This is a genomic window from Paraliobacillus salinarum, from assembly GCF_014083865.1.
In the GTDB taxonomy this organism is placed as follows: domain Bacteria; phylum Bacillota; class Bacilli; order Bacillales; family Amphibacillaceae; genus Paraliobacillus; species Paraliobacillus salinarum.
The window spans coordinates 100,111-123,998 of the sequence record NZ_JACEFA010000003.1; the positions used below are offsets into that span (position 1 = coordinate 100,111).

Consider the following 23,888-nt stretch of genomic DNA (forward strand, 5'->3'; position numbering starts at 1 on the left):
AGGTGTAGGCTTGTACTCTATTTTATAACAATGCATTGATAAAATCTTTCAAATTTGCAAGGAAAAACTTCATCTAAATGTTTAATTAGAATTATCGATACAAACTTTAATTGTTTCTTTTATAGATGCAATTACATCGTCTTGATTATATTTTAAAATAGTCATCGTATCATTCGAATCTAGGTATGCATCACGGTCTTTAATATCAGCTGTTAAACCTAGATGTATTCCATGTTCTTTTCCCTCAGCTGCTAGTTTCTTATCATATTCCACTAAAGTAGGTTTAATATGATCTTTCGGAACCACTTTAATCAGCGTATCCTTTTGCCCTAATAAATCTGCAATAATCTGATAAAACTCTTGGTGTTTCATATTTGTACCACCAATAGCATACTTTCCTCCATGTTCACCAAATTCCAATGCTCCGATCGTTGCATCTGCTACTTGTTGAACGGTAACCATTGCTGTCCCACCACTTAAGACTGGAACTACATCTTTCCCTTGAATCTCGGGCAAGAACATAGACCAGAGAGGCGTCCTACCTGGCATAGTGCCGAAAATATACGGTAAACGGATGGACATAACATCCATTTCACCCTCTCCTTCTAAAATTGCAACTTCTTCTTGTAATAGTCGAGTTCTCGGATAAGGTTGTTTATCTAATTCTAAATCGGTCCATTGTTCTGCAAAGTGAGAAAAATAAGAGCCATAAATAACAAACTTCTTCACACCAGATATTCTGGCTAAGCGCGCCATTCTTTGTGTAGGAACAACATTTGCATCATAGTAAAACTTGACCCCTGGAATCTCTGGAACCATTCTTTCATCAGCACCAGCCGCATAAATAAATATATCTTTTCCTTTCAGTAAAGCAAGAACTTCTTCATCAGTCATATCATTAATATCACCTAATTGACATGTAACCTCTTTTGGTAATAAATCTTCTGTAGGCATGGGTGGTAAAGAAACGGTAGATACTTTGTAACCTCTCCTTAATAACTCTCTAACTGTGTGATAACCAAGTAAACCTGTTCCACCTAAAATAAAAACATTTTTCATTTTTAGTCCTCCTTAATTTTCCTTTACAATCGCCTATTAGATTGATTTTTCAACGTGTTAATTTAGGGGCTAGAAGCCTTCTCACCCAAAAGAAAAAATGCTAACAAGCAATTGTTAATCTTTTCACAATATATATTCACATCATAACAATTGCTTCTCAATAAGTATATACTGTTGGATTAAATAATTGTCAAAGTATTAAAACGTTTACAAAATATTCACCTAGTAAAGATTAACTTTTTTATTCACTCATAAGGATTACTTACTTTATATTTATTCGCATAGTTTTTCGGAGACATTCCTTTTGTTTTTTTAAATATTTTGCTGAAATGTACATAATCTGTGTAACCTACCATATCTGCTACATTTTTTAATAATACCTTTTCTTCTTCTATTATTTCACATGCTCTATTCATGCGGAATTGAATGAGATACGATTGAAAAGATACACCAACTTTATTTTTGAAGAGCGTACTTAAATAAGATCGATTTAAGTTCAAAATCTCTGCTAATTCATTTAAAGTTATTTCTTGATTATAATGTAATTGAATATATTCCTTAACAAAATCTACATAATCTTCATTAGAACCAATCCCGTCAATTATCTTTTGTATTAATCCGTCATAATGAATATCCAAAGTAGACTTGAACGATTCAGTAACTCTTAAGATAGCTTGCTCTGCTGGTATTCTTTCAAAAGCAGATCCACCAACATAGCCATTTATTTCGGTATCATCATACATAAATTGTACATCAATCGGTTTATTAAGAGGCCCACCATATACCATTTTAATAACTTCCGGATTTATTTTATTACATGCATCAAAAATAGAAACCGCTAATTTTTTTGCTGCTTGCAAAGATTTAATTTGCTTTCCACCTAAGATTCCACCAGATGTCAAACCCAAATGAACACAAATAATGTCTGCACCTGCATGCAGCATTTTAATTGCCTGCTCTGTATTAAACACAAATGCAACCGTGAGAAGTCCTTGCTTACTTGCTATTTCAATCGCTTGTACTTCTCGGTCAAAAGTAATTCCTTGTGACTCTAATCCTTTGCGGAATTCTCCATCGAAAAGTCCAATTGTTGGATAATTATTAATTCCAGCGAAACCATTCTCTTTAATCTCTTTAATATAACTTTCTAAATGAATCATAGGATCCGTTGCGGATAATCCAAATATAGTAGGAATCTCTTTTATTGCAGGTATGATCTCTTTCCTAGCGAAGTCCATAACGATTTGATTACTATTTGCTATAGCTAAATAACCAGCAAGTGAACTTACACCTCTTTGTCGAAAATAACCAGAACTTAAAGCTAATATAAAATCAGCTCCTCCTGCTTCCGCGTATCTTGCAGTTAGTCCCGACCCTGCAGCAACACCAATAATGTGTCGATCTGTTTTTATTTGTTTTTTTAATCTTGTTATGATTTCAGATTGTGCTGAGGTCATAGTAATCAAACTCCATTTAATAATTTTTATCTGTATTTTTATTATACATGAATATGATAATTGTGATGTTAGCAAGATTTATTAAATGTAAAAAAAGAACATAACTGTACTATTATACATGGTTATGTTCCGCTTTTTTCATATTATTATTATCTAGAATCTTCTAAACATTACTTTTTAATTTGTTTAAATGCCTCTGACTGTTCTCTAATACCTTTTTCAGCAGCGAACCGCTCAATACTTGATGCACCAAAGAAACCTACTATTCCTTCTACTCGCTGGATAACATAATCAGCATCTTCTGGATCAGCAATTGGACCGCCATGACAAATGACTAAAATATCAGGGTTAACCGCTTTTCCAGCCTCTACTATTTTTTGAATACGCTCTACACAATCATCAAGAGTTAATGCAGTTTGAGCGCCAATCGTTCCTTTCGTAGTTAAGCCCATATGCGCAACCAATATATCTGCACCAGCTTCCGCCATAGCTGTTGCTTGTTCTTCATCAAAAACATACGGCGTTGTAAGCATATCTAAATCATGTGCTTTACGAATCATCTCCACTTCTAAGCCATATCCCATTCCTGTTTCTTCTAAATTTTGTCGGAACACACCATCTATTAAACCAACTGTAGGAAAATTCTGCACACCAGTAAAACCTTGCTCTTTTAATTGTTTAAGAAAAACATCCATTACTCTAAACGGATCGGTACCATTCACCCCAGCCAAAACAGGGGTGTTTTCGACTACAGGTAAAACTTCTCTTCCCATTTCCATAACAATTTCATTAGCATCGCCGTATGAAAGTAATCCAGCTAGTGAACCACGACCAGCCATGCGATATCGTCCAGAATTGTAGATGATTAACATGTCTGCACCACCAGCTTCACTACTCTTTGCCGTAATACCTGTCCCTGCACCAACACCTAATAATATATTACCTTGTGATACTTCTTTTTTAAATCGATCTAAAATTTCTTTTCTTGAAAGCATATTACTTCTCTCCTTTTTTTTGTTCGATTAATTGTATTAACTTCTCTGCAGCAGCTTCCGCAAATTGTGGGTCATTTATATTCATATCTAACTCTAATAGTTGCACATTATTGGGATTAATATTTTCTCTTAATGTATCAAATAGAACTTGATCTTCTTCAGGACCATAGAAATCTTGTCCTTCAGCATCTAAACCTGACACACCTTTTAAAGGTAATAATAAAGCAGTGCTTTCTTGTGCTTGATTTAACTTCGTTGCAATTACTTCTGCCACTTTTCTGTTCTCTTCTGGTGTCGTTCTCATTAAAGTTACAGTAGGATTATGTTTATAAAATTTCCGATCATAAAATTCATCTGGAACAGAGCTATATGGGCCAAAATTGACCATGTCAAGTGCACCTACAGAAACTACTTGAGGTGTTCTAGAAGTAGCTGCAGCCTCTAGCCGATGAGGTCCAGCATTTAGTACACCACCTACAATTTCGTCTACCCATTCTGTTGTGGTTATATCAAGAACTCCATCGAAAAATCCTTCTAATATTAAATTTTCCATTGTTTGGCCACCAATTCCAGTAGCATGGAATATTAAAACTTCATAACCTCTATCTTCTAAATAACTTTTAGCGTGATTGATACATGGTGTTGTAACCCCAAACATAGATGCTGCAATTAAAGGCTTTCTATGCTCACTTTGGTCATTTTTTGTTTTATCTTTAAAATCCAGCATGCCCGTTATAGCAAATACAGCATTACTAAAAATTGTCGTCGATATTTCATTTAAACCAGCTACATCTACAATCGAAGGCATCATAATAATATCACTGGTACCTATATATGGCTGTGTATTTCCTGAAGCCACCGTTGAAACCATTACTTTTGGGACACCGATAGGCAATGCTCTCATTCCTGGTGTAACAATGGAGGTTCCGCCAGTACCACCAAATGACAAGACACCATCAAACTTCCCTTCTTCATACAATTTAGGAAGTAAAAACTCCATTCCCTTTGCTAAGGCTTCGGTTGCTATAGCCCGGTCTTTATCTGCAACGATCTTTTCAATTTTATAGCCTGCTGCTTCTACTACTTGCGCATTCGATATATCTGCTTGAAATGCTGCTTCAAATACACCTGTATGAATAGTGAGTGTTTGAAAACCTAATGATTCAATTAAATCTTTTACGAACAAAAACTCTTTTCCTTTTGAATCAAATGTACCTGCTAATGCTATTGTTTTACTCATGTGATACTCTCCCTTATTTATAAGTAAAGTATTTAATCTTACAATTATATGATAGCGTTTTCTTAATAAAAAATTAATGTGTTTATGTTTGTTAAAATTGTGTTTATGTTAGAAATATATATTTTGATAGATAATAGATCGATGATTAATAACAAGATCTTTAGAACAAAAAAATGACGTTCACAAGCTTTCACTCGCGAACGACATATAAAAGAAATACTTTCTAAAAATTCATAAATTCTCAATTTCATTATATCTTTGTTTCTGTCTGTAACCATAAGCAATATTACGAACAAGCTCTGGGTTTTCTACACCAGCACCAATAGCACCTGCTAGAATAGCTACAGAAGTACCTAACCAAGATAAGCGTAGTAAGATTAAAGCATCCACTTCTTCTTTTATACTAGTCACAGATTGAAACATGTCTGGTGGCACAAAAATAAGAATTGCAATAGAAAAAATGATGAATAGTAAAGAGTAAAAGGTTACTACCCCAATAGTCAATGTAGTTATTGTTGCCATGTTATATAAATGCTTGATTTTTTTATCCCCTTTGGTTGTCGATGTTTCCCACAAATTGTGAGATAACGTAATCCAAAGAACCATACTCGCAATAGACACGAGCATTAAACTGATTAAACGTATCAAAGAAAAATGCACACTCAACTTCCATAACGTTGTGAAGATTATAGAATAAGCGCCAGTTGCAAAAGCAACCGCAATGATCGGTTTAAAAGAAGTAATCAGCAACCATGGTCTATTCGCAATAGTCATTCCTGAGATAAGTCGAATTTCACCATTTACACGTGGATGTACAATATATCGCGAGTCAACTTTTCCCTCTTTTTCTTTAGGCTTTATTCGACGAACTGGAGAAAGCGGAAAGCTTCTTGTAATTGTTTTTAAATTTTGTTTATATTCTTTTTTATCAAAACTTTCATCTTTATAAAGCTCTACCATCATCTGTAATATCACTTTTTTTAGTCTTGCCTGCATCGGCGGAAAGCCAAATGCAGGGAGAGATATTTGAGCAATCCCTCGTTCTATATTCAAGTCGGCTAAAACGATGTCACCAGCTGTTGAGTATATAGGTAAATCAGTTAAGCATATCACGTATTGCCAATTGTTATTTTGTTTAATTCTTTCAGCCGCTTCAAAGATTTCATCTACCTTCTCTGCAGCACCTGTTAGTAAATCCTCTTGATATTCAATCTTCCATTCAACATTGTCAGTAATGGATTGAGAAAAAGTTGTTGATAAATCATCTATAATGTTTTCTGTAATTTTTCTAGGTAATTCTGGTGCACAGATAATACCAATCAACATTTGCTCCATAAAAACAACCACCTTTTACAACTTATTACAAAGTATAGATACCCGTTTTCCAGATTGTTAATCCTAATAGGGTGATAATTTGTAAATTAAAATTGTATAAAGGTGATTAATTGTAGATTATTGCTATCTTAGTTAAAAATTTAATTACTACCTAAAAACATAGAGTACTAAAACTCCTTCTATTTAGCTGTCATAGTTTAAAAAGTAAATATTACTATTTATTTCCCTACAATTGTAATTAAAGATAACTGACTTTGGTTAAAGAATCGGATTGGCATCTTTGTTGTACCTAGCCCACTATCAATGTATAAATATTTGTCTTCTCCTCGTACAAATAAGCCCTTATCCAAAGTTGGAAATCGCCCTTGATCTGGAGCAACAAGTGCACCGATAAATGGTAATCTGATTTGCCCTCCGTGTGTATGACCTGACAAAATCAAATCAATTGGCTCATTACTTATTTCATTGATAATATCAGGTGCATGCGAAAGCAGAATTGTATATTTTTCATCCTGCTGTACTTGATTCAATGCTGCATTTATATCTTCATGGCATGTTGCATAATCAGCGACACCTGCTATATTAATTATATTTTCATTTATAGCTACAGTTTGGTTAGTATTATCAAGGATATAAATTTTTCTTGCTTCTAAGCCTTTAAAAAGATCTTTTGTATGTTCGTGACCCCATTCGTGATTACCTGAAACAAAATACAATTTTTCGCAAATTGACTTTAATTGTTCAACTAAGTAAAACATACCTGAAAAATCTGTTGTTTTTCGATCAATCAGATCACCTGTAATAACAATTACATCTGGATTTAATTGTTTAATTTTCTTAATAAGCTGCTGATTATTTTCCCCGAAATTTTTATTGTGAATATCTGTTAAATGCAAGATCGTCAACGCTGTTTGAGGATGCAGTTTATCTGTCTCAATTTTTACATAATTTACTTTAAATATATTTGTATCATATAGTACCTTGAGACTTCCAGCTATTATGGTAGCAAGTCCCGCGTAACTAATCACTTTTTTAAACATTATTGGTCCTTCTTTCAAATTGATTAATTTAGCAATAGTTTAGCATGTTTTTGACTACAAAAAAATATATTCCATTGAACAACACTTATCACTACAAACAATCATATATATTAAGACTTATTTAGTTAGCAAGGGATTATAAACGATACTAAATTAATCGATCAGCGCTTGTATTGTATGCTATGGTAATTCCTCTAGAAACAGAGATCAGTCCATCAAAAAAGTCGACACCATTATAGGTATCGACTTTTACTTGCTTATTGCAAGTATCATGTACGTTTTGCGGCGAAAGACCGTTAAGTCCACGTAACGTTTAGCAGTAAAGCATATCTTTCGTCTTACGCAAAATAGCTCATCGCTCATTTACTATAGCACGATCGCTATCAAATAGTAAAGCTTTTTCAACTATTTTTTACGGACATTGTGCAACCATGCTTTATCCTGATCCATCATCTTTTTAGCAGCGGCAATTGTCAAGAATTGAATAACTATAATCGGGATACCCATAATTCCAGATAATACTTCTAATGGCGCGAGTCCACCGATCTGCATTAAAATAAGTGCTGTGATGGTAATAACGGCTGCAATAATGATTCGAAGTTTCTTTGATGGCTCGTTTTCACTCATGTCTTTGGTCCCTGTGTAAGAAGCAATCGTATAAGTTGTTGAGTCTAATGTTGTCGTTAAGAATATCATTGCTACAACAATAAATATAATGATTGCTATAGATGACAATGGAAGTGTGCGGAGAATAGCTGGTATAGCTGCCATAGCATCTTCCTGCACAATAGATAAAACATCTACAGCTCCACTCATGAAACGATCAACACCTAGTCCACCTAATACGCCGGTCGCAACCCATGAAATAGCTGTCGGTGCTAATAAATAGGTTAAAATCATTTCTCTGATTGTTCTTCCTCTAGATATTTTCGCAGCGAATACACTGTGGAGCATTGCCCATGTGGCACTGTAAGCAAACCAAAAAATCGTTTGACTTTCTATATATGTTTTTCCACCTAAATTCACTGCATTTGTATGAAACGACATATTAAAGTAATTTGACAGTAAAAATCCAACACTATCCGTAAAATAGTTTAAAATAAAAATTCCAGGTCCTGCGATCATAATAAATAAAGCAAAAGCACCTGCTAAATACATATTAAATGTACTTAATCGTTTGATGCCTTTTTCTACACCTAAATAAGCACTAATAGAAAATAAGGTTACCCATATAATTGTAACAATTAGTGTTAATGTAAAGGATTGTTCAATTTGGAGCAATTCCGCTAAATTATATGTAATAATCGGCGCTCCTAAACCTAAAGTTACAGCTGCTCCAGCTAATATACTTACTAGAAAGATAATATCTAAAATTTTTCCACCAATGCCGTCTGTAAATTTATCTCCAAATAATACTCGGCAAGCTTCTGATATTCGCATAAAAGGTTTTTTGCGAACGTGTAGGATGTAACCTAATGCAGGTGCAGCCATTACGAAAATCGCAAATACTTGAAAACTCCACATAAACATACCATATGAATTTCCCCACAAGAGCGCTTCGCTAGAGCCTGCCTCTACACCAAAAGGGGGATCAAGTGTCACATTTGCCCATTCTACCATTCCCGTTCGCATAATGGTGGAACCGAGTCCCATCGCAATTAAGATTGATGCATATTCAAATAAATTGAAACGTGGTTTTTCATTTGGATCTCCTAAAACTACATTTCCATATTTTGAAAAAGATAAATATAATCCTGCTCCAACTAGGATGATTGCATACCAAATATACCCCCAAGAAAACGTGCTTACAACAGAATCAAATATCCGGTTTAGTACTTCCAAAGATTTAGATTCATACATAGAGAATGGAATACTTATTAATATCAAAATAATGATCGAAGGTATAAAAATGGAATAGTCAATTAAACTTCGATGTCTGTGTTTTTTCATTTTTTCTTCCTCCTAAAATAGTTAAAGATTGTAAGTACCAGTCAATTACCCCCATATCAAATAAAATAAACATTATTCCATTCAGGATATTGGTGTTTGATGGGACATTGGGGTCAGACCCAAATGTCCCAATATTGTTTATACGGGAGATAATTGCTAAAATAGAGTATCCGATTTATGAATTCGAGGTGAGTTTTTGGCTAAATTAAAAGGGATTATTTTTATCATCCTTTTCGCTGTAGTTTTTTGGCATTTTTATGGTGACAGTTTTAAAGAAGATGGTTTAGAAGCTACTGTTCATGAAGTGCGCGAGGATATTGTTAGCTTTAAAGAAAGTGCTTTTGTAACTAATACAGTTAACTCAATAAAACAAGGATATGAGTTTGTTACAGATTTATTTACCGATAAAATAGATAGTACTGCTCCCTCTAATGAAGTTAAAATAGAAAAACCAAACCTAAATAAACCCGTTGAACAAACCTTTTCGATTTACAACATTGAAATTGGAGATGAACGAAAAACTGTTGAATCACAGCTTGGGAAGCCGCAACGTGCTAGTAAAAATGAATACGGTGTGGAGTGGATGGCATATCATAAGAATTACCATAATTTTATGATGATAGCCTATGACAAAAACGATAAAGTTGCAGGATTATATACCAATCAGCCTCTATTAAGTTCAACCGAAGAACTTTCATTCGATAATACAATGGAAGAGGTGCTTAATACATTAGATCAGCCTGTATCCGGAATAAAAAAAGGATCAATAAATTACTTAATTGAAGGAAAAGAGGAGTATGATACTTTTTTAATTGATAATAATTATGTAACTATTTTTTATGATGTCCATGAAAACCATACAATTACGGCTGTTCAAATTATAAACAAACAGTTGGAAATGCAAAAACCTGCTTATTTTGCTGAGCCTAGCAAAGAATTAAAGAAAGGTTTAGAGTACCAGTTATTTGATCTCACAAATGCTGCTCGGGTTGAGAATGACTTGAAGCCTTTAACATGGGAAGAATCTGCATTGTCGACAGTTCGTGATCATAGCCAGGATATGGCTGAAAACAATTATTTCGGACATACCAATTTAGATCAACAGTCTCCTTTTGATCGATTACAAGAAGACGGGGTTGCGTTTCGAATAGCAGGTGAAAATTTAGCTACGGGGCAATCAAGTAGTATTTATGCACATGAAGGATTAATGAATTCATTAGGACATCGAAAAAACATTCTCAAGAAAGAGTTCGAATTATTAACAGTCGGCGTCGCATTTAATAATGAGAACCAACCCTTTTATACCGAAAACTTCATAACAAAATAATGAACTATTGTGAGCAGAATGGGACAAAGGGGACTGACCCCAATGTCCCATTCTTATCTGTAGATGGATCTTGCCATCATTGCTACGGTGTGGCGTTCTCCTCGGATTGCTTTGCTCATTGCAAAGATATTTTCAACAGGGGCTACTCCAGCATAGCTACCATCGCCAATATGCTGTATGTCAACGCCTAATATCTTGTTGCGGATGGCTATTTCACGAACGGTCTCTGGTTGCGCACTTTCTTGACTCGTTCCTATTGCACTCATTACTAATGTACCTTTTTCATGTGCTCGTTTAACTGCTTGACGCACTTCATCATCGCCAAGTCCCCACACCGTACCGACTGCGGGAACGAGAAGGATATCTGTTCCTGCTTCTAAAAATTCTTCAACGGTTTTCAAATCAACAACGGCTTCATTCACACCCGATCCGTGCATTTTACCTGCAATCACTATACCATCGAAGTACTTTTTCGCGAGCTTGATCGCTTTTGTGATTTCTGCGTTTGTTACACCGGTTCCGGGATTTCCTGTTAAACAGATAAAATCAAACCCTAACTCATTTGCTCTTTCTAATGTTTCTTTAGATGCCACTCTTCCATTGGAGATGTTTTGTTTATCCTCTGCCATATCAGCCGAATCACTTACCGGTTCTAGATTGATGCCAATTGGTCTACCAACATATTTCTTTAAATCATAAATAACATTATCATTTGGAGTTGCTGCAGCCATATTGTTAACATCATACATCCCTAATACTACAGGGTGAAAGACATCAAATACATTTAACAAAATAAGATCCGCTCCAAACGAACGTGAAATTTCTGCGTTTGTAATACCAGGAAGCAATGGCTCACACGCAACAATATTTTCACTCAATACTGTTCTTCCTTCATTAGCTTTTATACTTTGTTTTAATTCCTCTGGAGAAAACTTTGCCACTTCTGATGCGGTTGCACTTAATAAACGTTTGACCATTTTTTCACTCCTTGATAATTTTTTAATCCATTCGTTTTAACAAATTCACGATAATACAAATAAAACGAGTTACGTCAAGATTACACCATTCCTATTACCTATATCAAGCAAGCTCATTCTATATCTCCTTTGTTATTCCATTCATTCTTCATATCTCAATTATCATAAACATATGACAAATGCTAATTGATTTTTCAAGGAATTCCGTTAAAGTAGTATAAGTAGGTTTTTTGAAATGAGGTTATAAATAATGCAGGCAAATTTAGCTTTACATAAGAAAAAACAAACGAAACGTCCACTTGTGCTTATAGCTTTAATTCTATCTATGTTTATGGCGGCAATTGAAGGAACGATTGTCGCTACAGCTATGCCTAATATTGTTGCCGATTTAGGTGGGTTTTCGATGTACAGTTGGGTGTTCTCCGCTTTTTTATTAATGCAGGCAGTCACTACATTAATTTTCGGAAAATTATCTGATTTATATGGTAGAAAACCTATATATGTTTCTGGCGTTGTAATTTTTTTAACTGGCTCCATCCTTTGTGGGTTAGCACCTACGATGACACTATTAGTTATCTTTCGTATCATTCAAGGTATCGGTGCTGGAGCGGTGCAGCCGGTTGTCGCAACGATGGTTGGAGACATGTATACCATGGAAGAACGTGCAAAAGTACAGGGCTATCTAGCAAGTGTCTGGGGTATTTCTTCCGTTATTGGTCCTCTTTTCGGAGGAATCATTGTTAAGTTTGTCGATTGGTCATGGATTTTTTGGATCAATGTTCCGATAGGTATTCTTGGACTAGTGGGAGTTACCCTTTTCTTTCATGAGGAAATTTCAAAAGAGAAAAAATCTATTGATTATGCCGGAACTAGCCTATTCTTTGTCTCTATTTCCGCTTTAATTATTGTTTTAGTTCAAGGTGGAACCGCGTGGGATTGGGCTTCTGCTCCGATCATTGGTTTGATTACTATATTTATTGTAGGGTTTGGATTTTTTTTATGGCAAGAGTCTAGAACAGCTGCACCAATGATGCCATTACATTTATGGAAAAATAAATTAATGACAACAGCTAATCTAATCACATTAGTTTCAGGAATGATTATTCTTGGCCTATCTAGTTTTTTACCTACTTATGTGCAAGGCGTGATGGGGTATTCACCTATTATTGCTGGATTCACATTAAGCACCATGTCGATTGGCTGGCCTATATCTTCTACTACAGCCGGACATTTAGTACTGAAAATCGGATTTCGTCCTACCGCAATATTGGGTGGTATTGCACTTTTTTTAGGTGGAACATTGTTTATGTTTTTAGAACCAACTCACGGACCAATTTATGTCGGTTTTAGTTCTTTTGTTGTTGGTGTAGGTATGGGACTAACAAGTACGACATTCATAGTGGCCATTCAAAATAGTGTGGATTGGAAAACACGAGGATCCGCTACATCTTTAAATATGTTTATGCGAATCATTGGCAGTGCTACAGGAGCAGCAATCCTTGGCGGTGTATTAAATCAGCGAATGAATCAGCTATTAGTTAATAAAGGTGAATCATTAACACTAGCCAATACGGACATGCTATTAGATGAAACAGCTAGAAATCGGTTAGAGCCAAATGTTTTAGCAACTATGCAAGAAACACTAGCACAAGCAATGGACGCTGTTTTTATTGGTTTATTTATTCTTGGACTGCTTGCATTTATTTTAAGTCTTTTCTTCCCTGAAATTAAACATACAAATAAAAAATAAAAATGATTGATTAGGAGTGTTTTCATTGAATTCAACACGATTTACTACTACAACGATGGAGACGTTCCAATGGCTCCTATTTTTATTAGCTAGTTCTGTGGCGATGCCCATTGTTATTGGTGCTGTTTTTCACCTTGATGCAACCGAAATAACAGGACTAATGCAACGCACATTTTTCACAGTCGGAATCGCTTCATTATTACAAGCTCTAATCGGATATCGCCTGCCAATTATGGAAGGTCCTGCTGGCATATGGGTAAGTATTTTTACCGTAATGGCTGCAACTGGTTCATCGTTAACAGGAACGTTGCAAACATTGCAATCAATGATGATTGTTACTGGGCTATTTATGTTTTTATTAGGTATTACAAAATTAGCCCAACGCATGTTGCCAATTTTCACACCTCTAGTAACAGGAACATTTTTCTTCTTGTTGACTGTTCAATTAAGCGGAACTTTCTTAGAAGGAATGCTTGGTTTACAAGGAAGTACACAAACGATACAAATAAAAGAAGCGACCATTGCTTTTATTACCTTTTTTATCGTGCTAGGTTTATCTGTTTTTGCAAAAGGATGGCTAAGTAACTATGCTGTTTTCATGGGTATTTTAATTGGCTGGGTAACATTTGCCGTCATTGTTGGTGGGCAAGGCGTGACAGAAGATATACCGTTGTTCGCACTTCCAGAATGGTTAGCATTTGGTTTACCTGCGTTTGATCTAAGTGTCATCCCTATTGCTTTTATAACTGCAATTATTTCCATATCTAATGTTGTAGCCTCTGTTGTAGCAACAACTCAAACAATTGGATTGAAAGAAACTAACCAGGACGTGCGTGTGAGTAATGGTACAACACTCTCTGGTATCAACCATGGGATAGCTGGCCTTTTCTCTACTATTGCCAATGTTCCATTAGCAACGTCATCCGGATTTATTGCATTAACAGGACAAAAAAGAAAGATGCCCTTTGTGTACGCTACAATTATTCTAATTATCATTGCCTTCTTCCCTCCAGTGGTTACTTTTATCGCAACAATCCCTGTGCCTGTTGCAAATGCTGCATTAATGGCATCGTTTGTTCAGCTGGTTGGATTAGCAATTAATAATATAACACTGGAAAAGTTAGATCAAAGGAAAATGACGATTGTGGGAATTGCATATCTTGTTGGTATGGGGACAATGTTTTTACCTGCTGGCGTATTTAACGGATTACCGTCTATTATACAAAATATTATGAGTAACGGCTTATTAGTAGGAACTGGTTTAGTCATTCTTCTGGAACAGTTATGGCGTGATCAAAGAAAAAGCTCAGCCGAATAACATTTTTCGGTTGAGCTTTATTAAAGGCATTTTCAAATAATCATCTATCCCTTTTTCCTACAAATACATGACTCAATATGGTCATCAACCATTCCACTTGCTTGCATAAATGCATAACAGATTGTCGATCCAACAAATTTGAAGCCTCGTTTTTTTAAATCTTTACTCATTCGGTCACTAGTAACCGTTGTTGCAGGAACTTCATCAATTGTTCTCCAATGATTGATAATTGGTTCCTCATCTACAAACTGCCATATATAAGAGGAGAACGAACCAAATTCCTCTTTAATAGCTAAAAAAGCTTGGGCATTGGTAATCGTAGATCTGATCTTCAACTTGTTTCGAATAATTCCAGGATCCTGAAGTAATTGCTCTACTTTTTGTTCGGAATATTTAGCTATTTCAGTTGGATCAAAATGATCAAAAACTTCTTGATAATGCGCTCGTTTCTTCAACACTGTATACCAGCTAAGTCCAGCTTGAGCACCTTCTAGAATGAGTAATTCAAATAACTTTTGATCATTATATTCAGGTACACCCCACTCATAATCATGATAATTGATATATAAGGGATCATCATTCACCCAATCACAACGTTTCATTTGAATGCCCCCTCTGGTTAAAATTCTATGTCGTGCTCTTCTTGTAATTTACGATATACTTCTTTCAATTTCGGTTTCTTACCAATAATTGTTCGAACTTGCTGAGCTAAATGAAGTAAATCCTTATTCTGTTCTTCTGTTGGTCTGTTTTTTTCTGATTGATATGTATCGTATAGCGTATGATCTAGTAATTGAAGAATAGAACGCTGTGTTTTTACAGCTTGCAATAGCAATTGTTCTTTGTTTTCAGCCTGCTTTTCTTCTCTCATTTTTCCGCCCTCCAAATGTTAAAAATTCAACTATTTCTGAATGACATAGCTAGTTATTTTGTTTATTTTATCTATTTCGTTCGCAGCTAGTTGATAAATATCACAAAAACCATACGTTTTAAGTTCATTTAATCTCGTAGTCACCTCAATGATTCCATTCACTACTGCTTTAGTCTCGTTTATAATAATGTGTTCAATTGTTAATTTGTATTCCATTGTTTGATCCATGCCTGCAAGCACTTCAGCTAGTGTATTCCTTCCATAAATCGTATCATTACCGATCATTTCCCATGTCACATCAGGTGTGACACTTTCCAGTATATATGTTATATCCCCTTGCATTAATGCTTCATTGAATTGTTGAAAGAATGTTTGCTTGTTCATAAAAATCCTCCTGTAGCTATTTGCATTTAGTATAGCATATTGTTTTTTGCGATCACTCCATTTAAAAAACAGCCAAAGTAATCGTTCATTTGGCTGTTAAAACGTTAATGATCAAACAGAGTGAATTAGTTTATTAGACGCTTATCCCACATATTCCAAGGATGCGTATTTGGTGGAGTTGATATATGTACAACTTCATCACCTTTAACTGGATGATCAAAGCCCAATTGATGTGACCATAAAGCAATTTGCTGTCCTACTTTATTTACTTTTGCACCATATTTTTGATCGCCATACAGTGGGTAACCTCTTGATGCAAATTGCACCCTAATTTGATGTGGTCTCCCTGTTTGTAAATTCACCTTTACTAAGCTCAGCCCATTTGCTGTCGCTAAAACGTGATAATCTAAGATAGCCTTCTTTGCACCTTTATCTGTTTTTCTTGCAACACGCACTTGATTCTTCTGGTGATCTTTTACTAAATAGTCTTGCCATTCTCCTGCTTTTTGCTCTATTTCCCCTCTTACTACAGCTAAATATTGTTTTTTTATTTCATGCTTCCTTATTTTATCTGCCATACGAGATGCAGCTTTAGATGTTTTCGCGAACACCATCGCTCCACCTACCGGGCGATCTAGACGATGTAATAATGCCAAATATACATTTCCAGGCTTATCATATCGAATTTTTATATCTTGCTTTAACATCGTTAATAAATCAAGATCCCCAGATTGATCCTCCTGAACAGGAATATTTACTGGTTTTTCTACCTTTAATAAATGATTATCTTCGTACAATATTGGTATGTCCATAATATTTCTCCTCTTTCAATACTTCTTACAAGGATAGCATAATGCGTTCACGTGAACAAAATTATTTTCTCTTATAAAAGTAAACACCAAGCACCACGATAAAAGCTAAGCCAAGGACAGCATAAAGAATATTGGAATAGGTATTCATATAAGTAACGATCTCATTCCAAGACTCTCCAACATACGCTCCTAGTCCAACTAATACTGTATTCCAGATCAATGTCCCAATCATGGTTAACAATAAAAATGGGAAAAATCGCATTTTTGCTAATCCAGCTGGTACAGAAATTAAGCTTCTTATAAGTGGGATAAAGCGACAAATAAACACACTCCAACCGCCGTATTTATTAAACCAAAGAATAGCTCGGTCAACATCATTTTGTTCTAAACGTAAATAATGTCCACGTTTAGCTATAAACCTCTTAAGTGAAGTTGTTGATATTGAAGCTCCTATCAGGTAGAGTACCACTGCACCAAATACAGAACCGAGTGTCGATGCAACAATAACACCAATGATTGATAAAGATGTCGTTGTCGTTAAGAAGCCTCCAAATGTTAAAATAACCTCGGACGGTATTGGTGGAAAAATATTTTCTACTGCTATTAAAAAGACTATACCGATATAACCGTAACTATTTATTATTTCAAGCAGCCAATCTTGCATTACATTTCATCCTATCTTTACTATTTTCCTCTTTATACAAGTGGAGCATATTATTTTGACAAGGGATTTCATTCACGGTTTCTTCTACTAATACAAGCACTTAACGTACATTATGCATTTCAAATATATTACATGCAAGAAAAACATGAGCATATATTTTTATTTCTTACAAATTTTATGGCATGATAGAAAGTAAATATTGATTGCGCATCATTACGAACTTATATTTTAGTGATTAGGGAAAGTCACTTATTACACTACAATTCATGCGAATCAAAAAATGGGGGTTTTGTTGTTATGAAAATAGAAGTATGGTCTGATTTTGTTTGTCCATTTTGCTATATTGGGAAACGAAGATTAGAAGAAGCATTAGATAAATTTGACTATCGTGATCATGTTGAAGTAGAGTATAAAAGCTATGAATTGGATCCTAACTCTCCAATAAATAGTGATAAAAACATTCACGAAGCAATTGCAGAAAAATACAATATGTCACTAGAGCAGGCAAAAGAAACAAATGAAAACATTGGTAAGCAAGCAGAGACGGTAGGATTAACCTATCATTTTGACAACATGAAGCCTACTAATACTTTTTCAGCTCACCGCTTAGTTAAATTTGCGAAGAAGTGCAATAAGGAGCATGCATTAACAGAAGCGTTATTACATGGTTATTTCACAGAGAATATCGATCTAAACGATCATGACACACTAGCAAACATCGCTGAAAATATTGGTTTAGACCGCAACGAAGCATTAGAAACCTTACAGGATGAACAAGTATATGCAAAAGAAGTGCGCACCGATGAAGCTTTAGCCAAACAGTATGGCGTGACAGGTGTACCTTTCTTTATTATTAATTCAAAATATGCGATTTCAGGTGCACAACCGATCGAAACATTTACCTCTGCATTAGAAAAAGTATGGGAAGAAGAAAAGCCAGCTTTTGAGGACCTTTCTTCATCCGATACTGGATTTTGCACAGATGATTCATGTGATGTCTAAAGCTATTACAGCTTTAGACTTTTTGTTTTCAAAGCATGTCACTAGTCTTATTAATTTAGATTTCCTTGTAATGCTTGATAAATCTCCCGCTTCCATTGTAAAAATTCATCTGTCAAAAATAAATCCTGATCACGTGGCCTAGCGAATGGTAATGTATATTCTTCTACAATCGTTGCTGGTTTTTTTGACAAAATTAGAATTCGATCAGATAAATATAATGCCTCTTCAATATTGTGCGTGACGAACAGGATTGACTTTCTATGCTCTTCCCAAATCTTTAACAGCCATTGTTGCATTTCTAATCGGGTGAATTCATCAAGCGCTGAAAAAGGCTCGTCTAAACAGATAAAATCTTGTGGACTAAGTAACGCCCTAACAAAAGCGACACGTTGACGCATTCCTCCAGATAACTGATGGGGGTATGCATCTTCATATCCGCTTAACCCTGCTTTTTCAAGCATATGTTTCGCTTGGTTGAAATCTACCTCACCCTTAATTTCTGATCCTAACACTACATTTTTAAGCACTGTACGCCAAGGAAGTAATGATGGAGATTGTGGAGTATAGCTTATCGCACCACGCCTGCCGGTAATCTCTTCTTGATTAAGTGTAAAGGTTCCATCATCTGGTTGAAGCATACCGCCAATTAAGTGAAAAAGCGTACTTTTACCACTTCCAGAAGGACCTAAGATCGTAACGAACTCTCCTTCTTTCACAGTAAAAAAAAGGCGATCTAATATCTTTTTACTATCAAATGATTTTGTAATATTTGTTGCGACCAATTCACCCATTTGTATGCATCCTTCCTTTTAACAAGACTTTCTCGAGTGTCAGTATTATCGCGAAAAAGATCAAGCACAATACCATAATAAAACCAATCGCCACAAAAACACGATCAGTCCGAAACGATGATTGTGCTAACGTCATATACACACCGATACCTTTGTTCGCACCAAGCCATTCAGATATAACTGCTCCCATCACACTATAGGTTGCAGCTATTTTCACTCCAGAAAAGATCGCAGGCAACGCATGTGGGAACTCTAACTTTCGAAAGAGTTGACCTTTTGTTGCACCTGCCATCTGCATATAATGTAGGAGTTCAGGTGATGTTTGGCGAAACCCATCCAATGTTGCTACAACAATAGGAAAAAAACAAACGAGTGTTATAATGATAAGTTTGGGTAAGACCCCAAAACCAAACCAAATAACAAGTAAAGGTGCTAATACAATGATAGGAATGTTCTGAGACAAAATTAATAATGGATAAACAGCTTGTCTAACTATTGGTAATAAGTGCAAAATCACAGCAACAAGCAGACCAACACTTACTCCAATTACAAAACCACCAATAGACAAATAAGTCGTTGATACAAGGTGGTGCGTGTACGTATTCCAACCATTAACTGCTTCATTCAAAATATCTGTTGGTGCTGGCAACAGCCATTTAGGAATAGATAATAATTTACTACTCCATTGCCAAATAAATAAAATTGCGATAATAACGATTACCGAACTATAGTGTCTTACTATTTTTTTCATAAATGAAAGGCGATTCTGTATCAAAAGCTGAAACAAAATCGCCACTCCTCCAATCTTAACGATACTTTTCTGTTAAATGATCCATCGATGCGCCATCAGGCTTGTAAAACACTTTCACCTGCGAAATCACACTCAAGCTTCCTAACTCAATCATTTTTTTATTCATTTGTTCGATGATAGAGAATAATTTAGTCAAATCCCCTTCCATGGTTGTTTCTAATGGATTCACCTTATACTTCACACCAGATGTATCGATCACAGCAATTGCTGCATCAACAAGTGGAATCGTATCTCCTCCATCCTTTAGCTTTGGAATTATTTGAATACTAACTAATGCATTTGCCATAATGCTCATTCCTCTCTTTATATCATTATTTTATTTCAGGTAAAAATTGATTAGTGAATGCTGATTCAGCGTCTAACTCTTTATCTAACAAATCATTCTTATACATCCATGATGCATAATCCTGCCAAACCTTTACATCTTGCACGCCCCATTTTTCTGCATCTGCTTGATACTTTGGAGATAACCAGTTTTGACTTGCTTTTACTAACTCAGCATCTAAGTCAGGTACAGCTTCTATTAAAATATCAGCTGACTCTTCAGGATAATCAATCGCAAATTGATATCCTTTTGAAACGGCACGCATAAATTTCTCAATCTTTTTTGGATCTTCTTCTATCAATGTTTCATTCGTTGTGATTACCGGCGTATAGTAATCTAGCTTGTCCGAATAATCCGTCAAGTATTGCATATTTAATTCCATTCCACGTAATTCAGCTTCTACACCAGTCCAACCGTAATATATCCATGAAAAATCGATATCACGTTTTACCGAAGTAAAGAAATCTGTATTGCCCACATTAATAATATTTACGTCCTCAACACTAGCATTCTCTTGTTTCATCAATGAATCAAGTACCGCTATTTCTACTGGTGCACCCCAACCACCATAGGTTTTTCCAGCATAATCAGCTGGTGATGTTATATCCTTATCAGCTGGGGAAGCGAATCCAGATGTGTTATGCTGAATAATTGCGGCGATGGACACAATCGGGATATCTTGTATTCTCGCTTCTGTTATTTGTTCTTGTGCACTAATACCAAATGCTGCTTTTCCTGAAGCAACTACTTGATTTGCACCAGATTCACCTGGTAAGGTAATTTCAACATCCAAGCCTTCTTTTTCAAAATAACCTTTTTCCTGTGCAACGTAGAAACCAGTATGATTCGTATTTGGTGTCCAATCCAAAACCATTTTCACCTTTTCTAGTGAACCATCTGTTTCTGTTTCTTGATCGCCCTCATTTGCACAGGCCGTAACGAAAAGCAAAACGATAAAAGCTAACAAACTAAACTTTCTTAACATAAAAAATTCCCCCTTTTAAAATTTTTAGAGGAACATATAATACAACACGAAATAAAAAAGCACGCTTAGCGAGAGCTATAGCGTGCATATCTAATCATATCAATGATGATTTACGTGTGTTTAGATATGTTCCCTACGCTGGTCTCAGCCAGATCAGGTTCCAAGGGTCAGTATCTTTTGGATACAATCTCAACCGGCAACACCGGTCCCCCCACATGAAACAACCTATTTAATTGTCTACACTCTTCACTTTGCCATATAAGTAAATGTATTGCAAGTTCTATTTTTCGAAAATTCTTTTTTTGTTGCTGTGCTCATTTTTATCCCATTCAAAAATCTTCATATGTAAAATATTGTTTATTGCTTTTATTTGTTTGCTACGTTTAACTTTTCAAGAAAGAAGGTATTATACGTTTAGGAGGGGAACACAATGGAGATTGGGCATCTTATTTGGCTACTATTAATTGGATTTATTATTTTTACATTAGATAAAAAACAAGAGAATTTCCCTGTTCCGACTGTACTATTACTAACAGGGATCGTTTTATCATTTATCCCTTATTTCTCTTCTGTCGAAATTACGAGCGATATGATCTACAATGTATTCCTCCCACCATTATTATTTGTGTCTGCTTATCAATTCTCACCGAAGTCTCTTAAACGTAATTTCGGTTTAATCATTTTTTTAGCGACAGTTGGGTTACTTGTAACTGTAGCATTGTTAGGTGGTGCAATATTTGCGTTTGGTCATACACTAGCGTCATTATCTTTGTTAGGTAGTTTTGTCATAGCAGCTATGCTAACACCAACCGATCCAGTGTCTGTCGTTTCCATATTAAAAAAGTCAACAGACGATGAGCGGATTGCCTCCGTTGTCGATGGTGAATCTATGTTGAATGATGGAACAAGCATTGTGGTCTTTACTGTTCTAAGTAGTATGTTTATTAACCAAACATCACCTAATATTTTTGATTTCTTAGAAGAGTTTTTGTATGTATCCGTTGGAGGAGCAGGGTTAGGTATAATTTTAGGTTGGCTAATGAGTAAAGGCGTTCATTACACACACCACAGAGATTATCAAATTATGCTCAGCATTGTTTTAGCTTTTGGAAGCTTTCATTTGGCCGAGTTCTTCCATGTCTCAGGCGTATTAGCCACGGTCTCAGCTGGTATTATGTTAAGTTTTGAATATGCAAAATCAACAAATGAATCAAAATTCAAGACATCTCTCAATAGCTTTTGGGAAATCGTTGAGCTAAGTATTACATCTCTTCTATTTTTATTAATTGGAATAGAAATGACACATTACTTAATTTTTGACTATTGGTTATTTGCGATCATTACTTTTCTTATCACAATTGGAATAAGATATATTATAATCTTAGGTGCATCAAGACTGTTTTCAAATTGGAGACATACGAACTGGCGAATGGCTTTCATCGTATCTTGGGCAGGTTTGAAAGGTACCATGTCAATCTTTCTAATCTTAAGTTTATTTAGCAAACAAACAAGTAATCCAGAGATTGATTCCATCGTCTCCATTTCATTTGCAGTTGTTTTGCTCTCGTTAGTTATCCAAAGTTTCGGTATTTATCCATTATCAAAAAAGCTGTCTAAATAACCATGCAGTTATCGCTTTTGATAACTGCATGGTTATTTCTAATTCAAGATTCATAATCGACTAATTGAGATTGAACGTAATGATAAAGTAACTTCTCCGTTTCGATTAGTGCATCTTCATGTGTACGTTCGTATGCATGTGAAGCATCTATTCCTGGTCCGATTAAACCATGCACGATGTCATGCCCCGCTTTTATAGCAGCAGAAGCATCGGATCCGTAGTATGGATAGATATCTATTTTATAATTGATTTGATGTGCTGTACATAATTGAACTAAATGTTTTCTAAGTCCATAATGATAAGGTCCGCTTGAATCCTTTGCACAAATAGAAACAGTATATTCATCTGTTTGCTGTCCATCACCTATTGCTCCCATATCTACTGCCAAATATTCCACGGTCTCCTGTGTGATGTTCGAATTACCTCCATAACCTATTTCTTCATTATTTGAAATAAGAAAATGCGTTGTGTAAGGCAATGAAATATTTTCTTGTTTAATTCTTTTTATTAATTGAAGGATCATCGCAACACTCGCTTTATCATCTAGATGTCTTGATTTAATAAAGCCCTTCTCAGTAACTTGTACACGTAGATCGAACGAAACAAAATCTCCAACTTCTATCCCAAGCGCACGTACTTGCTTCTCATCCTTCACCTTTGCATCTATACGTACTTCCATATTCGCTTGATTTCTTTCAGCTGAACCGGCATCTTTATATACGTGCACAGATGTTTGATGCATCAAAATAGTACCTGTAATTACAGTGCCATTGGATGTTTCAACCTCACAATATTCACCTTCCATTGAATGATAAGCAAACCCACCAATTAAATCTAATTTCAAACGCCCGTTTGATTTAATTTCTTTAACCATTGCACCTAATGTGTCTACATGAGCAGTCAACACACGGTGCTTTGTATTGTCTTCACCAGGTATGGTTGCAATTAATCCACCTTTTCTATTTTTGATAGTTTGTACTCCCAATTGAACTAACTTATCTTTAACAAATTGAATCACTTTGTTTGTATTTCCAGATGGACTTGGGATTGATACTAAGTCTTTAATTAGTTGTACGGTTTCTTTAATATCCTGTGTTTTTGACATCAAGCATTCTCCTCTTTTTTCTTTTTTAGGAATGTATTTATCTATCTGTCTATCTTATCGTTATTTTCA

23 protein-coding genes and 1 riboswitch are annotated in these 23,888 nt (G+C 35.3%); of the genes, 5 read left to right on the forward strand and 18 right to left on the reverse strand.

Annotated features, from left to right (window positions below; all coding sequences use genetic code 11):
* Nucleotides 1–81: 81 nt before the first annotated feature.
* From HP569_RS04560 to HP569_RS04590, 7 genes are all read right to left on the reverse strand, one after another.
* A complete protein-coding gene (locus tag HP569_RS04560) occupies nucleotides 82–1,059 on the reverse strand; it encodes an NAD-dependent epimerase/dehydratase family protein (RefSeq protein ID WP_182199980.1) in 978 nt (325 codons plus the stop codon).
* Between the two features lie 245 nt (nucleotides 1,060–1,304).
* Entirely contained in the window at nucleotides 1,305–2,516 is a 1,212-nt protein-coding gene (locus HP569_RS04565; RefSeq protein WP_182199981.1) for a phosphoenolpyruvate hydrolase family protein, read from the reverse strand.
* A gap of 170 nt (nucleotides 2,517–2,686) precedes the next feature.
* Nucleotides 2,687–3,511 (reverse strand): phosphoenolpyruvate hydrolase family protein, encoded by an 825-nt coding sequence (locus tag HP569_RS04570; protein WP_182199982.1) that lies wholly within the window; start codon nucleotides 3,509–3,511, stop codon nucleotides 2,687–2,689.
* Between the two features lies 1 nt (nucleotide 3,512).
* Nucleotides 3,513–4,751, reverse strand: coding sequence for a Tm-1-like ATP-binding domain-containing protein (locus HP569_RS04575; RefSeq protein ID WP_182199983.1), 1,239 nt, complete (start codon nucleotides 4,749–4,751; stop codon nucleotides 3,513–3,515).
* Between the two features lie 231 nt (nucleotides 4,752–4,982).
* Nucleotides 4,983–6,086: a hypothetical protein gene (locus tag HP569_RS04580; RefSeq protein WP_182199984.1), complete on the reverse strand. Its 1,104-nt coding sequence runs from the start codon at nucleotides 6,084–6,086 to the stop codon at nucleotides 4,983–4,985.
* Between the two features lie 218 nt (nucleotides 6,087–6,304).
* Nucleotides 6,305–7,126, reverse strand: coding sequence for a metallophosphoesterase (locus tag HP569_RS04585; RefSeq protein WP_182199985.1), 822 nt, complete (start codon nucleotides 7,124–7,126; stop codon nucleotides 6,305–6,307).
* Between the two features lie 405 nt (nucleotides 7,127–7,531).
* On the reverse strand, nucleotides 7,532–9,076 hold the full coding sequence (locus HP569_RS04590) for a BCCT family transporter (RefSeq protein ID WP_182199986.1): 1,545 nt from the start codon (nucleotides 9,074–9,076) through the stop codon (nucleotides 7,532–7,534).
* 196 nt (nucleotides 9,077–9,272) lie between these two features.
* Between HP569_RS04590 and HP569_RS04595 the strand changes: the two genes are divergently transcribed.
* Complete coding sequence (locus HP569_RS04595) at nucleotides 9,273–10,403, forward strand: CAP domain-containing protein (protein WP_182199987.1); 1,131 nt, start codon at nucleotides 9,273–9,275, stop codon at nucleotides 10,401–10,403.
* A gap of 53 nt (nucleotides 10,404–10,456) precedes the next feature.
* Here HP569_RS04595 and HP569_RS04600 read toward each other — a convergent pair whose 3' ends face one another.
* Nucleotides 10,457–11,380 (reverse strand): DUF7916 family protein, encoded by a 924-nt coding sequence (locus HP569_RS04600; RefSeq protein WP_182199988.1) that lies wholly within the window; start codon nucleotides 11,378–11,380, stop codon nucleotides 10,457–10,459.
* A gap of 250 nt (nucleotides 11,381–11,630) precedes the next feature.
* Between HP569_RS04600 and HP569_RS04605 the strand changes: the two genes are divergently transcribed.
* Both HP569_RS04605 and HP569_RS04610 read left to right on the forward strand, forming a co-directional pair.
* Nucleotides 11,631–13,130 (forward strand): MDR family MFS transporter, encoded by a 1,500-nt coding sequence (locus HP569_RS04605; protein ID WP_182199989.1) that lies wholly within the window; start codon nucleotides 11,631–11,633, stop codon nucleotides 13,128–13,130.
* A gap of 16 nt (nucleotides 13,131–13,146) precedes the next feature.
* Nucleotides 13,147–14,448 (forward strand): purine/pyrimidine permease, encoded by a 1,302-nt coding sequence (locus tag HP569_RS04610; RefSeq protein ID WP_425501817.1) that lies wholly within the window; start codon nucleotides 13,147–13,149, stop codon nucleotides 14,446–14,448.
* A gap of 44 nt (nucleotides 14,449–14,492) precedes the next feature.
* Here the strand turns inward: HP569_RS04610 and HP569_RS04615 are convergent, their stop codons facing one another.
* From HP569_RS04615 to HP569_RS04635, 5 genes are all read right to left on the reverse strand, one after another.
* Nucleotides 14,493–15,050, reverse strand: coding sequence for a DNA-3-methyladenine glycosylase I (locus tag HP569_RS04615; RefSeq protein WP_182199990.1), 558 nt, complete (start codon nucleotides 15,048–15,050; stop codon nucleotides 14,493–14,495).
* 17 nt (nucleotides 15,051–15,067) lie between these two features.
* Nucleotides 15,068–15,319 carry a hypothetical protein gene (locus tag HP569_RS04620; protein WP_182199991.1) on the reverse strand — a complete coding sequence of 84 codons (252 nt, stop codon included), beginning with the start codon at nucleotides 15,317–15,319 and terminating at the stop codon, nucleotides 15,068–15,070.
* A gap of 30 nt (nucleotides 15,320–15,349) precedes the next feature.
* Nucleotides 15,350–15,703 (reverse strand): nuclear transport factor 2 family protein, encoded by a 354-nt coding sequence (locus HP569_RS04625; RefSeq protein ID WP_182199992.1) that lies wholly within the window; start codon nucleotides 15,701–15,703, stop codon nucleotides 15,350–15,352.
* 125 nt (nucleotides 15,704–15,828) lie between these two features.
* Nucleotides 15,829–16,515: an RluA family pseudouridine synthase gene (locus tag HP569_RS04630; protein ID WP_182199993.1), complete on the reverse strand. Its 687-nt coding sequence runs from the start codon at nucleotides 16,513–16,515 to the stop codon at nucleotides 15,829–15,831.
* Between the two features lie 61 nt (nucleotides 16,516–16,576).
* Complete coding sequence (locus HP569_RS04635) at nucleotides 16,577–17,179, reverse strand: DedA family protein (RefSeq protein WP_182199994.1); 603 nt, start codon at nucleotides 17,177–17,179, stop codon at nucleotides 16,577–16,579.
* Nucleotides 17,180–17,476: 297 nt separating this feature from the next.
* Between HP569_RS04635 and HP569_RS04640 the strand changes: the two genes are divergently transcribed.
* On the forward strand, nucleotides 17,477–18,181 hold the full coding sequence (locus HP569_RS04640) for a DsbA family oxidoreductase (RefSeq protein ID WP_182199995.1): 705 nt from the start codon (nucleotides 17,477–17,479) through the stop codon (nucleotides 18,179–18,181).
* A 50-nt stretch (nucleotides 18,182–18,231) separates the two neighbouring features.
* Here the strand turns inward: HP569_RS04640 and HP569_RS04645 are convergent, their stop codons facing one another.
* The 4 genes from HP569_RS04645 to HP569_RS04660 are packed head-to-tail and all read right to left on the reverse strand — an operon-like array spanning nucleotide 18,232 to nucleotide 21,093.
* Nucleotides 18,232–18,972 carry an ABC transporter ATP-binding protein gene (locus HP569_RS04645; protein ID WP_182199996.1) on the reverse strand — a complete coding sequence of 247 codons (741 nt, stop codon included), beginning with the start codon at nucleotides 18,970–18,972 and terminating at the stop codon, nucleotides 18,232–18,234.
* Nucleotides 18,965–19,723, reverse strand: a complete 759-nt coding sequence (locus HP569_RS04650; protein WP_182199997.1) for an ABC transporter permease — start codon at nucleotides 19,721–19,723, stop codon at nucleotides 18,965–18,967. Before HP569_RS04650 ends, HP569_RS04645 begins: the two co-directional genes overlap by 8 nt.
* Nucleotides 19,724–19,778: 55 nt before the next feature.
* Entirely contained in the window at nucleotides 19,779–20,069 is a 291-nt protein-coding gene (locus HP569_RS04655) for a thiamine-binding protein (protein WP_182199998.1), read from the reverse strand.
* Nucleotides 20,070–20,094: 25 nt separating this feature from the next.
* Nucleotides 20,095–21,093 carry an ABC transporter substrate-binding protein gene (locus HP569_RS04660; RefSeq protein WP_182199999.1) on the reverse strand — a complete coding sequence of 333 codons (999 nt, stop codon included), beginning with the start codon at nucleotides 21,091–21,093 and terminating at the stop codon, nucleotides 20,095–20,097.
* Nucleotides 21,094–21,206: 113 nt separating this feature from the next.
* Nucleotides 21,207–21,316: riboswitch (TPP riboswitch) on the reverse strand.
* Between the two features lie 207 nt (nucleotides 21,317–21,523).
* Between HP569_RS04660 and HP569_RS04665 the strand changes: the two genes are divergently transcribed.
* Nucleotides 21,524–22,714 (forward strand): cation:proton antiporter, encoded by a 1,191-nt coding sequence (locus HP569_RS04665; RefSeq protein WP_182200000.1) that lies wholly within the window; start codon nucleotides 21,524–21,526, stop codon nucleotides 22,712–22,714.
* Nucleotides 22,715–22,757: 43 nt separating this feature from the next.
* Here the strand turns inward: HP569_RS04665 and HP569_RS04670 are convergent, their stop codons facing one another.
* Nucleotides 22,758–23,819 (reverse strand): M42 family metallopeptidase, encoded by a 1,062-nt coding sequence (locus HP569_RS04670; RefSeq protein ID WP_182200001.1) that lies wholly within the window; start codon nucleotides 23,817–23,819, stop codon nucleotides 22,758–22,760.
* Between the last annotated feature and the right edge of the window lie 69 nt (nucleotides 23,820–23,888).